The organism is Burkholderia sp. HI2500, assembly GCF_002223055.1.
Taxonomy (GTDB): Bacteria; Pseudomonadota; Gammaproteobacteria; order Burkholderiales; family Burkholderiaceae; genus Burkholderia.
On the sequence record NZ_NKFL01000006.1, the window covers coordinates 334,878 to 346,404 of the forward strand.

An 11,527-nucleotide genomic window follows, 5' to 3' on the forward strand; every position below is an offset into this window, starting at 1 on the left:
GGAACCCGATGAAAGTCAAACGGATCGTCGCCAATATCGACACCCGGTCAGTCGACGACGCCAAGCGCTTCTACCAACGGATCTTCGGCCTCGACCTGCTGATGGACCACGGCTGGATCGCGACCTACGGCAATGCCGAGCAGATGGACGTGCAGATCAGCTTCGCATCGCAGGGCGGATCGGGCACGCCGACGCCCGATCTGTCGATCGAGGTCGACGACGTCGATGACGCACTCGCACGCGTGCTTGCGGCCGGGATTCCGGTCGAGTACGGCCCGGCTGACGAGCCGTGGGGCGTGCGGCGGTTCTATGTGCGCGATCCGTTCGGCAAGCTGGTCAACGTGCTTGCGCATCGCTGATTCCGAAATACATCGCGGTGAGCTGCGTCGTGCCCGGTCACGCCTGGGCGTGACGGGGGGCGTACCGAGCGACGTCAATGTGTAGCCGAATCGGCTTCGATCGTAGCCGGTTGTGCTACATCCGGGCAATTCGTCCGAATCGGGACAAAATCGGCAACGCGGGCTGTATCGGGTAGCCAGAACGCCGGTGCATCACGCATGCAACGCCAACCCCTTCACCGCCTTGTCGACCGCCTTCTTCGGCCCGCGCAGCGCCAGCCCGACGAAGTCGAGGTTCTCCGCATCGCCGGCCCGAAACACGTCGCGGTTGGCCGCATCGTGCCCGGTCGAAAACATCGCATGCACGTAGGGCACGATCGTGAGCTCGCGCGACAGCGCCTGCCGGTGCGCGGCCTGCAGGCCGTTCAGGTCGGCCGCGAACACCAGCATCGGCTGGCCCAGCATGCGGCCGTAGCGGCGTCCCGCCGCATCCTCGTAAGGCTCGCCGAGCGCTTCGGGCGCTTCGGCCGCGACGCCCGTCGCGAGAAACGCGACGACATTGAGTTTCTGCCACGCGGCGAGATCGTTGCGCACGATCAGCGCGACCTTGGTATCGAACATGAGTGCTCCTTGTAGAGACGCTCATGATCGGCTGCCGCGCGCGATCAGTCTGGAACGTTTGTGCAGAGTTGCCGGTAAGCGGCCGGCGTGATCCGGTACGCGCGGCGGAACCAGCGGCCCAGGTGGCTCTGGTCGGCGAAGCCGACGTCCGCGGCCGCCTGCGCGGGCGTGCGGCCGGCCGCCAGCAGCCGGCGCGCGGCACGCAGCCGCAAGCGCACCAGGTACGCGTGCGGCGACGTGCCGAACGCGCGCTGGAACAGCCGCGTCAGCCGGAACCGGTCGATCCCGGCGACATGCGCGAGTTCGTCGAGCCCGATGTTGCCGTCCATGTGTTCATGCAGCAGATCGCGCACGCGTGCGATCGCGGGCGGCACGACGGCGCTTTCCAGCACGAGCGACCCGCGCAGTTCGCCGCCGAGCCGGATCAGCAGGCGGTCGAGCGTCTGGTCGCGCGCGAGCTTGCCTTCGTTGCCGTGGATCGCGAGAAACGCCTGGCGGATCGCGTCGACGAGGCCGCGATCGTCGACGAGCGTATGGCCGAACGACGCCTCGACGCCGCCGAGGCCCGGCAGGTCCAGCCGGCGCGCCGCGCGCTCGACCCACGCTTGCGGCAGGTACAGCATCCCGTAGGTGAAGCCGCCGGCTTCGGGCGCATGGCCATCGTGCAGCGCGCCCGGCTCGATCAGGATCGCGCGGCCCGGCACGCTCGTGTGCACCGACCGGTGGCACTGGAATTGCTGGACGCCCTGTTCGGTGAAGCCGACCAGCATGTCGTCATGATCGTGCGCATCGTAGGCATGGCCGTTGAAATGCGCATGCAGGCTTTCGATGCCGGTTTCCGCATCGCGTCGCGCGACGAGCCAGTGGCCGGTTGTGTCGATGTGCTTCGCGGGTGTCGTCATCGGATGCGTCGCGCGTTGTCGTTGCGTGACGAATAGTGTACGCAGGTCGCGGGGCAGCGGGGGCGGGTGCGCATCATGCTTCGTTTGCCGTCGCCTGTTCGTCGCGCGCATATTGCGCGGGCGGCCGGCCGACGTGGCGTGTGAACGCGACGCTGAAGGTGCTCGCGGAACTGTAGCCCACGCGCCCCGCGATCTCGGCGATGCGGCCCTCGTTGCGGCGGAGCAGATTCTTCGCGAGCGCCATGCGCCACGTGAGCAGGTATTCCATCGGCGCGACGCCGACTGCGCGGCTGAAGCGTTCGAAGAAGGTCGAGCGCGACAGCGCGGCTTCCCTGGCGAGCTCGACGACCGTCCACGGGTGCGCGGGGCGTGCGTGCATCCCGCGGAGCGCGGCGGCGAGACGGCTATCGGCGAGCCCGCGCACGAGGCCGGGCGACGCATCCGTGCCGGCCGAGAATCGCAAGGCCTCGATCAGCAGCACTTCCACGAGTCGCGACAGCACGAGTTCGCGCGCGGGCCGCTGCGCACGCGATTCGTCCCGCACCAGTTGCACGAGCGTGGTCAGGCGCGGCTCGCCGCGCACGTGCACGTATTGCGGCAGTAGCGACACCAGCAGCGCAGCGTCGGGCGAACTGAAACTGCAATGGCCGGCCATCATGCGCGTGTCGACCGGGCGGTCCGCGTCGCCGATCCGGTATTCGCCGTTGTCGAGCACGACCGGGGCGGCCGTTTCGACACCCGGCGGCGGTAGTTCGAAGCTGGAGATCGACACGCCGTAGGCAGCCGGAATCAACACGAAATCGCCGGGCAGCAGCTCGATCGGCGGATGTCCGTCGATCGCGACGCGGCACCCGCCATCCAGGACCGCGCAATAGAACGGCTCGCCGGCGACCGTCCGGCTGATGCGCCAGGGGCTCGCGCCGTGAACCAGCTTGGAATACCGCGTGCTCGGTTGCAGCAGCGTCACGACCTCGGCTAACGGATCGATCATCGCCGGACTCTCGCAAATGAAAATCGGATTTTCGATTGTAGCGAATACGGATCCGGCCATCTATCGTACGAACCCATGCTCAACACATCACAGGAGTGAGTTCGCATGAAGACCGTATTGATCACCGGCTGTTCCTCCGGCTTCGGCCTCGAGATCGCCCGCTATTTCCTGGCCCGCGACTGGCAGGTCGTCGCGACGATGCGTACGCCGCGCGAGGGCGTGCTGCCGCCGTCGGCGAACCTGCGCGTGCTGGCGCTCGATGTCACGAACCCCGACAGCATCCGCGCGGCGATCGATGCCGCCGGCCCGATCGACGTGCTCGTCAACAATGCAGGTTTCGGCGCGGCCGCACCGGCCGAACTGATGCCGATCGACACCGTGCGAGCGCTGTTCGAGACCAACACGATCGGTACGATCGCGGTGACGGAAGCCGTGCTGCCGCAGTTGCGCCGGCGTGGGGCCGGCGTCGTCGTGAACGTCACGTCGAGCGTCACGCTGAAGGTGCTGCCGCTGCTTGCCGCCTATCGCGCCAGCAAGGCGGCGGTCAATGCGTACACCGAATCGATGGCGCTCGAACTCGCGCCGTTCGGCGTGCGTGCGCATCTCGTGCTGCCGGGGCGTGCGCCCGACACGCGTTTCGCCGACAACGCGCGCGCGCACATGCATGGCTTCGAGCACGAGGCTTATGCGGAATTTGCCGCGGCGGTCTTTGCGCGCATCGTGGACGAATCCGCGCCGGTCACCCACGCGCAGGACGTCGCCGAAGCGGTATGGCGCGCGGCGACCGATCCGTCGAGCCCGATGCGCATTCCGGCCGGCGCCGATGCCGTCGCGTGGGCGGCGGAAGCGGGCTGAGGCGGGCCGAGGCTCGTCGGCGCGCGCGAGCGGTTGTTTGCCGGCGACCGGCGCCTGGGTGATGCAGGATGACGCCGGCCTGCAACGGGCCGGCGGCGCGATGCCACGCGCGCGGCGCGCCCGGCGTGCCGTTACAGCGCGCGCCGGATCGCCTGCTCGAGCAACGACAACCCGAGATCGATTTCCGCGTCGCTGACGGTCAGCGGCGGCGCGATCCGGAACACGCCGCCCATGCCCGGCAACTGCACGATGTTCATGCTGAGCCCGAGCTTCATGCATTCGCGCGTGATCTTCGCGCCGAGCCCGTCCGCCGGTTCCTTCGTGCGGCGATCCTTGACGATCTCGACGCCGAGCAGCAGCCCGCGTCCGCGCACGTCGCCGATGCAGTCGAAGCGTTCCATCAGGTCGAGCAGGCCGCGCCGGAGCCGGTCGCCCATCACGTTCGCCCGCTCGACGAGCCCGTCGCGCTGCACGACATCCAGCACGCGCAGGCCGACGGCCGCCGGCAGCGGGTCCGACACGTGCGTCGTGTAGAACAGGTAGCCGAGTTCGTGCGCGCGTTCCTCGATTGCCGCGGACGTCACCATCGCCGCGAGCGGCAGCCCGGCGCCGAGCGTCTTCGACAGCGTCAGGATGTCGGGCGTCACGCCGTCGCGCTGGCACGCGAACATCGTGCCGGTGCGGCCGACACCGGTCTGCGCCTCGTCGAGGATCAGCAGCATCCCGCGTTCCTCGCACTTGCGCTTGAGCGCCGCCATGTAGCCGTCCGGCAGTTCGATGATCCCGCCCGAGCTGAGGATCGGTTCCGCGATGAACGCCGCGAGGTTGCCGCTCGACTGGCGATCGATCAGGTCGAACGCGTAGTCGAGTTCAGCCAGATAGTCGTAGGCGCCGTTGTGCTCGAAGCGCGGCCGGTACGTGAACGGCGCCGGAATCGCGAACGAGCCGACGGCGGCCGGCCCGACGCCCTTGCGGCCGGCGCTGTAGGTGGCCGACGCGGCCGCGCCGGTCATCCCGTGCCACGACTGCGCGAAGCCGACGATCTCGTACTTGCCGGTGACGAGCTTCGCCATCCGGATCGCCGCTTCGTTCGACTCCGCGCCGGTGCTGAGCAACAGCGCGCGATCGAGCCCGGCGGGCGTGACGTCGGCGAGGCGCGTCGCGAGGTCGACGACCGGCCGCGACAGCATCCCGCTGAACAGGTGGTCGAGCTTGCCCGCGTATTCGCCGATCACGGACACGATCTCCGGATGGCTGTGGCCGAGCACCGCGCTCATCTGGCCCGACGTGAAATCGAGGATCGCGCGGCCGTCCGCGTCGTACACGAAGCTGCCCTTCGCGCGCTCGATGATCATCGGCTCGAACGTGCCGCCGTAGCGGACCAGGTGCTGCGTGGCGTTGCGCCAGAAGGTCGGGTCGTCGTTCAGGGACATCGGGCGTCTCCAGGAAGGGGCAGGGGGCGCTTGCAGTCTAGGTGCGCGTCTGGTTTGATGGAAACGAATAGTTCTAATGCAAGGTAGAAAAGGAGCTAATACCTTGGCGCTTTCGCTCGAAATCGACCTGCTGCGCTCGTTCGTCGTGATTGCCGAGGTGCGCGCGCTCAGCCGCGCGGCCGCGCGCGTCGGCCGGACCCAGTCCGCGCTCAGCCAGCAGATGAAGCGGCTCGAGGCGGCCGTCGACCAGCCGCTGTTCCAGCGCACCGGGCGCGGCGTGGTGCTGACCCATCCGGGCGAGCGGCTGCTGGTGCATGCGCAGCGCATCCTGCGGCTGCACGACGAGGCGATGGCCGACCTGTGCGGCACGGGGTTGTCGGGGACGATCCGCTTCGGCTGCCCGGACGATTACGCGGAGGTCTGGCTGCCTTCGCTGCTACGGCAGTTTTCGAGCCAGCATCCGCAGGCAATCGTCGAGGTCGTGTGCGGGCCGACGCCGCGGCTCATCGAGCAGCTGGACAAACGCGCAGTCGATCTGGCGATGATTTCATTGCCGGACGACGGCGCGAACGACGACATCATTCGCCGCGAGCAACTGGTCTGGATCGGCTATCCGGGGCTCGAACCCGCACATTTCGATCCGTTGCCGCTGGCGCTGTCCGATCGCGACACGCTCGACCACGTCGCGGCCTGCGAGGCGCTGGATCGCGCGGGCCGCGATTACCGCGTCGCGTATGCGAGCAGCAGTCTCGCGGGGCTGATCGCGCTGGTGCGTTCGGGGCAGGCGTTCGCGGTGATGACGCAGACGGCGGTGCCGGCCGACCTGGCGATCGTCACCGGCGATCCGCGCTTGCCGCCGTTGCCGGCCGTGGGTATTACGCTGAAGTTCGATCGCAAGCGGCCGTCGCATCTGACGGCGGCGTTCGCCGAGCATATCCGGCTCACGCTGCCGCTGTTGTGATGCGCGCGGCCGCCGCGCCGACGCATCACTCGACCGTCGACGAGGCCGACATCGTTGCCGGGCCGCGTGCGTCGGCATCGGCCGCCGCATCGCGCATGCGGATCGCCGCCTGCATGCCGGACAACTTGAGTTCGGTCTCCTGATATTCGTTGGCCGGCTCGGAATCGGCGACGATGCCGCAGCCCGCGAACAACCGGCACGCGCCGCCGTCGACCAGCGCCGAGCGCAGCGCGACGATGAAGTCGCCGTTGCCGTGCGCGTCGATCCAGCCGACGGGCGCCGCATACCAGCCGCGATCGAAGCCTTCATGCGCGCGGATGTGGTCGAGCGCTTCGGCGCGCGGATGGCCGGCCACGGCCGGCGTCGGGTGCAGCGCCGCGATGACCTGCAGCAGCGTCGCGTCCGCCTTCAGCGTTGCGCGGATCGGCGTGCTCAGGTGCTGCAGCCTCGGCAGCCGGTGCAGCGACGGTTGCTCGGGCACGTCGAGCGTGCGCGACAGCGGCGCGAGCGCCGCGCGGATCGCGTCGACGACGAGCGCGTGTTCGAGCCGTTCCTTCGCGGAATCCATCAAGGCCGCGCCGAGCGCGCGATCGTCGTCGGGCGTGGCGCCGCGCCGGATGGTCCCGGCCAGCGCATGCGTGCGCACGTCGCCGGCCGCGACACGCGCGAGCCGTTCCGGCGTGGCGCCGACGAAGCAAGCGCCTTCACGGCGGACCGCGAACAGGTGCGCATGCGCGTCGCGCTTGCGCAGCCGGCGCAGCAGCGGCGCGATGGCAACGGGCCGCGCGTACTGCTCGAGCACGTCGCGCGCGAGCACGACCTTGCCGAACGCGCCGCCGTGGATCGCGTCCACCGCGCGCCGGACTTCGTGCTGCCATTCGCTTGCCTGCAGCGCCTGCGTGTGCAGCAGATGCGGGGCATCGTCGTCATGGGCGGCGGCGAGCGTGCCGAGCGACTCGATGCGCGCGAGGCACGCATGCGCGAGCACGGCCGGATCGTCGTGCGCGGCGACGACGTGCTGGCAGACGGCCCAGTGCGCATCGCCTTCGCGCACGATCAGCAGCTTCGCCACCGTCATGCTCGCGTCGGGAAACGGCGCCCAGTGCGTGCTGCGTGGGCCATGCGAGTCGAACCGGAAGCCGCCGAAGAGGCGCGGCGGTTGCGGGCCGGCCATCACCGCATCGCGAACGAGCGTGCGCCAGCGTGCATCGATCTGCGCGAAGCGCGTGTCGCCGGTGGCGGTCAGTTCGAGCGCGCCGTCCCAGCCGAACAGCGTGACGGACGCATCGCCGGCCTCGTGGAAGCACCACGGCGTGGCGCCGTCGTCCCACGCGGCGATCAGGTCGAAGAAGTCGAGCGGGCGCAGCGGCACCGACACCGACGCGAGTGTCGGCGTGCCGGTGTCGGCGGCGCGCCGGGCCGCACGGGCGAAGGTGTCGTGCAGCAGCGGGAGGCCGGCGTTCATGCGAGCCCCCGCTGTTGCCGCCAATACTGCGTCTGCTGCGCGATGTACCACGCGATCAGGCCCGAGAACAGCGTCTCGACGTAGTCGGCATCGAGGCCGGCCTGTTCGGCCCAGCGGCGCCGGTCGGGCAGCATCGCGGCCACCCGTTCCGGCGCGGCGATGCTCGCTTCGTCGGGCTTGAAGCGCGACGCAGCCTTCACATACTGCATGCGCAGGCCGAGCGCTTCGATGATGTCGGCGTCCAGGCGATCGATGGCTTCGCGAATGTCGGGCAGCCCCGTGCAGGCGTCCGGTGTCTTCATGTGTACTCCTTTCCGTAACGAAGGGATTGGTCGATCCGTTCGACCAGATGCGCGATCACCGCCGGGTATTGGTGGCGCAGGTAGAAGTGGTCGCCGCTGAACGTCTCGATGCGGATCGGGCGCGACGCGACGTCCTGCCACGCATGCGCCTCGTCGTGGTCGAGCTCGGAATCGGCAAGCGGCAGCATCACGCCGAGCGGCGTCGTGAGCCGCGGCGGCCGGTCGCGGCGATACGTCTCGATCGCGCGGTAGTCGCTGCGGATCATCGGCAGGTAGAGCGCGCGCATTTCCGGATCGGCGAGCAGCGCGGCGTGCTCGCCGGACAGCCGCGCGACATCGCCTACCAGCGCATCGTCGGATTGCAGGTGCAGGTCCGACAGGCGCTGGCGATGCGGCGGCGGCAGCGCGGAGACGGCCAGGTAAAGCGGCGTCGCGCCGCGCGCTTCGAGCCGCGCCGCCACCTCGTACGCGAGCGCCGCGCCGAGGCTGTGCCCGAACAGCACGAGCGGCGCGTGGGCATAGCGTTGCAGCGCGTCGGCGGCGGGGCCGGCGAGTGCATCGATCGACGTCAGGCATGGCTCGCCGAAGCGTTCCTCGCGGCCCGGATACTGCAGCGCGAGCAGGTCGACGTCCCACGGCAGCGCGCGGCTCCAGCCGCGAAAGAAATTCGCGGTGCCGCCGGCGTGCGGGAAGCAGACGAGTTGCGCGCGCGGGCACGGCGACAGGCGCAGTTCGCGGATCCAGTTCGAATCGGTCGGCCGCGCGCTCATGCGGCGGCCGCCTGCAACTGGCGGCGCAGCAGGTCGCGCAGCGATTTCTTGCTGGTCTTGCCGATGCCGGTTTCCGGGAAGCGCGGCATGAACTCGATGCGATCGGGAATCTTGAACGCCGCGAGCCCGCAGTCGCGCAGGTAGCGTTTCAGCACCAGCCGGGAGGGTGCGGGCGCACGGGCGACGACGAACGCGCACGTGCGCTCGCCGAGCAACGGGTCGGGCATCGCGACCACCGCCGCGTCGTGCACCAGCGGATGCGCGAGCAACAGGTTCTCGACTTCCTCGGCGGAGACCTTCTCGCCGCCGCGATTGATCTGGTCCTTGTCGCGGCCTTCGACGACGAGGTCGCCGTCCGCGGTGCGCCGTACGCGGTCGCCGCTGCGATAGAAGCCGTCGGCCGTGAACGCGGTCGCGTTGTGCTCGGCGAGCCGGTAGTAGCCGCGGATCGTGTACGGGCCGCGCACCTGCAGTTCGCCGATTTCACCGGGCGCGACGGGTTCGCCGGCATCGTCGACGATGCGCACTTCGTCGCCGTCCGACACGGGGCGGCCCTGCGTGTGCGCGATCCGTTCGGGCGAATCGTCGAGCCGCGTGCAGCAGATGAGCCCTTCGGCCATCCCGAACACCTGCTGCAGCTGGCAGCCGAGCACGTGCGTCACGCGCGCGGCCGCGTGGTCCATCAGTCGCGCGCCGCCGACCTGCAGCACGCGCAGGCTCGACAGGTCGGCCCGCCGTTGCGGCTGTTCGTCGAGCCACAGCAGCGCGAGCGGCGGCACGAGCGCGGTATGCGTGACGCGCTCCCGCGCGATCAGCGCGAAGCTCTGTTCGGGCTCGGGCCGCCCGGTCGTGATGACGCGGCCGCCCGCGAGCAGCGCGCCGATCGTGCCGGGGCAGCACAGCGTGAAGTTGTGCGCCATCGGCAGCGCGGCGAGATATACGGTGCTGGCGTCGAAGCCGCTCGCGGCGCTGCACGCGCGCACGTTGTACAGGTATTCGCGGTGACGGCGCGGGATCAACTTCGGCGTGCCGGTCGTGCCGCCCGACAACTGGAAGCACGCGATGTCGTCGGCGCGCGCCGCGCATTCGCGCAGCGGCGGCGCATCGTACAGCGCGTCGAACGGCGTGAACGCGTGATCGCCGCCGGCCAGCACGACGTGCTCGAGCGTCGGGCAATCGGCCTGCAACGCGGCCGCGAGCGGGCGGCAGTCGAATTCGCCGAGTTGCGCCGCGCCCAGATATGCACGTGCGCCGGCGAAGCGGCAGAACGCGCCGATCTCGTAGTGCCGGTGAGCGGGGAGGGCGAGCACCGGTCGCACGCCGAGCTGGAACAGCGCGAAGCACGTCTCGATGAAGCGAGCGCCGTTCGGCAGGTGGACGACGACCGCGTCGCCGCGCGTCAGGCCGAGACGCGCGAAGCCGCCCGCCAACCGGCGGATGCGCGCCAGCAGGTCGCGATAGCTGAGCCGGCACGCGCCGTCGACGATGGCGAGCGCATCGGGATCGCGCTGCGCTTGTGCGTCGAGCGCATCGAAGAAAGTCGTGTCTTGCCAATAGCCGGCGTCGCTGTAGCGGCGCGCGAAGTCGTCGGGCCAGTCGGGCGCGTCGGCCGGGAAGGCCGGCGCCACGGAGGGAAGGGAGGATTGCATGCGCTGACCTTGGGTTCCGGCAAGTTGTCAGAAAATGTAAATGAGAGGTATTATCATTTGTAACAAGTGCCGCGATAGCGCCGTTTCTTTCGATATCGCGGCAATTTCATTCGATCGGGCGCCTGTCGCGCGGCGCCCGCCCGGCCCGGCCGGACAATCGGCCGGTTGCCGCCGGTGCGCGCCGGGCCGCGCGTGCCGCCTAACCAACGGACCTCCGATGAGCTCGACCTCCTTCGCTTCGTCACGACGTCACCCGCCGGTGCTCGTGCCCGGCAATCATCCGGGCGTGGTGCACATCGACGCGGGCATGAAACTCATGAGCGGCACGCTGTGCTCGGATAGCCGCGACTGGTACGAGGAGCCGCTCGAAAAAGGGCTGAAGCTCGTCCTCGTGCAGAGCGGGCAGTTGCGCTGCCGTGTGCCGGGCCAGCCCGAGCAGTGCATCAAGGGGCCGGGTCTGTGCGTGATCGCCAACGACGGCGAATTCACGACGCACCAGATCTACGACCGCGACACGCCGCTGCGCTACACGATCGTGCAGCTCGGCCTCGACGCGCTCGACCGCAACCTGAGCCTGTTGCCGGAGAAGATGCTCGCGCCGACGGGCGGCGATCCGCGCATCGTCAGTTGCCCGGCGTCGAAGGCGCTGCAGGCGCTCGCGGTGCAGATCGCGACCTGCCCGTTCGAGGGCGCGGTGCGCGAGTACTACCTGAAGGCCAAGGCCTTCGAGCTGACCGCGTTGAGCGCGCAGCTGCTGGCGACGCAGCGGCAGTTCGCGCCGGCCGACGTGCGCGTCACGTCGTCGGATGTCGAGCGCGTGTATGCGGCGAGCGACATCCTGACGCGCGAGCTTCAGCAGCCGCCCACGCTTGATGCGCTCGCGGGCCGGGTGGGGATGAATTCACGCAAGCTGACGGCCGGTTTCCGCAAGGTGTTCGGCACGAGCGTGTATGCGTACCTGCAGGAATACCGGCTGCGGACCGCGCACGCGATGCTGTGCGCGGAGGACGCGAACGTGTCGACCGTGGCGTACCGCGTCGGCTATAGCCCGGCCCATTTTTCGATCGCTTTCCGCAAGCGCTACGGCATTTCGCCGAGCGATATTCGTGCGTCGTCGAACGCGATCGACGACGTCGAGACGGAGCGCGCGGCAATCTAAAACAACTGACCGGCAGCCTAAAGCAATCGACAAGGCTCATGGGAGTGAATGAGATAGATTCTCATTCACGGGTGGCCGCCG

Annotated in this window: 12 protein-coding genes; 4 read left to right on the forward strand and 8 right to left on the reverse strand. The window is 69.2% G+C overall.

Annotated elements, in window-relative coordinates; translation table 11 throughout:
- Positions 1–8: 8 nt before the first annotated feature.
- Positions 9–359 carry a VOC family protein gene (locus tag CFB45_RS19245; protein WP_089426908.1) on the forward strand — a complete coding sequence of 117 codons (351 nt, stop codon included), beginning with the start codon at positions 9–11 and terminating at the stop codon, positions 357–359.
- 192 nt (positions 360–551) lie between these two features.
- Here the strand turns inward: CFB45_RS19245 and CFB45_RS19250 are convergent, their stop codons facing one another.
- The 3 genes from CFB45_RS19250 to CFB45_RS19260 form a co-directional block, all read right to left on the reverse strand.
- Positions 552–959, reverse strand: coding sequence for a DUF2000 domain-containing protein (locus CFB45_RS19250; RefSeq protein WP_089426909.1), 408 nt, complete (start codon positions 957–959; stop codon positions 552–554).
- Positions 960–1,003: 44 nt separating this feature from the next.
- The gene (locus CFB45_RS19255; RefSeq protein ID WP_089426910.1) at positions 1,004–1,861 is read right to left on the reverse strand and encodes an AraC family transcriptional regulator; all 858 of its coding nucleotides are present in this window, start codon (positions 1,859–1,861) and stop codon (positions 1,004–1,006) included.
- A gap of 73 nt (positions 1,862–1,934) precedes the next feature.
- Entirely contained in the window at positions 1,935–2,912 is a 978-nt protein-coding gene (locus CFB45_RS19260) for an AraC family transcriptional regulator (protein WP_089426911.1), read from the reverse strand.
- 45 nt (positions 2,913–2,957) lie between these two features.
- Here CFB45_RS19260 and CFB45_RS19265 point away from each other — a divergent pair, with 45 nt between their 5' ends.
- Positions 2,958–3,707: an SDR family oxidoreductase gene (locus CFB45_RS19265; protein ID WP_089426912.1), complete on the forward strand. Its 750-nt coding sequence runs from the start codon at positions 2,958–2,960 to the stop codon at positions 3,705–3,707.
- Positions 3,708–3,838: 131 nt separating this feature from the next.
- Here the strand turns inward: CFB45_RS19265 and CFB45_RS19270 are convergent, their stop codons facing one another.
- On the reverse strand, positions 3,839–5,140 hold the full coding sequence (locus CFB45_RS19270; RefSeq protein ID WP_089426913.1) for an aspartate aminotransferase family protein: 1,302 nt from the start codon (positions 5,138–5,140) through the stop codon (positions 3,839–3,841).
- Positions 5,141–5,216: 76 nt separating this feature from the next.
- On the opposite strand from CFB45_RS19270, the gene CFB45_RS19275 reads away from it, so the two are divergent.
- Positions 5,217–6,101: a LysR family transcriptional regulator gene (locus CFB45_RS19275; RefSeq protein ID WP_089426914.1), complete on the forward strand. Its 885-nt coding sequence runs from the start codon at positions 5,217–5,219 to the stop codon at positions 6,099–6,101.
- A 25-nt stretch (positions 6,102–6,126) separates the two neighbouring features.
- Here the strand turns inward: CFB45_RS19275 and CFB45_RS19280 are convergent, their stop codons facing one another.
- From CFB45_RS19280 to CFB45_RS19295, 4 genes are read right to left on the reverse strand one after another with little or no spacing between them, the layout of a single operon-like run.
- On the reverse strand, positions 6,127–7,566 hold the full coding sequence (locus tag CFB45_RS19280; protein ID WP_089426915.1) for an isochorismate synthase: 1,440 nt from the start codon (positions 7,564–7,566) through the stop codon (positions 6,127–6,129).
- Complete coding sequence (locus CFB45_RS19285; protein ID WP_089426916.1) at positions 7,563–7,868, reverse strand: isochorismate lyase; 306 nt, start codon at positions 7,866–7,868, stop codon at positions 7,563–7,565. Before CFB45_RS19285 ends, CFB45_RS19280 begins: the two co-directional genes overlap by 4 nt.
- The gene (locus CFB45_RS19290; RefSeq protein WP_089426917.1) at positions 7,865–8,638 is read right to left on the reverse strand and encodes a thioesterase II family protein; all 774 of its coding nucleotides are present in this window, start codon (positions 8,636–8,638) and stop codon (positions 7,865–7,867) included. The genes CFB45_RS19285 and CFB45_RS19290 overlap by 4 nt, the downstream gene beginning before the upstream one ends.
- Positions 8,635–10,287, reverse strand: a complete 1,653-nt coding sequence (locus CFB45_RS19295; RefSeq protein ID WP_089426918.1) for a (2,3-dihydroxybenzoyl)adenylate synthase — start codon at positions 10,285–10,287, stop codon at positions 8,635–8,637. The genes CFB45_RS19290 and CFB45_RS19295 overlap by 4 nt, the downstream gene beginning before the upstream one ends.
- Before the next feature lie 217 nt (positions 10,288–10,504).
- On the opposite strand from CFB45_RS19295, the gene CFB45_RS19300 reads away from it, so the two are divergent.
- Positions 10,505–11,446, forward strand: a complete 942-nt coding sequence (locus CFB45_RS19300) for a helix-turn-helix domain-containing protein (protein WP_089426919.1) — start codon at positions 10,505–10,507, stop codon at positions 11,444–11,446.
- Positions 11,447–11,527: the final 81 nt, after the last annotated feature.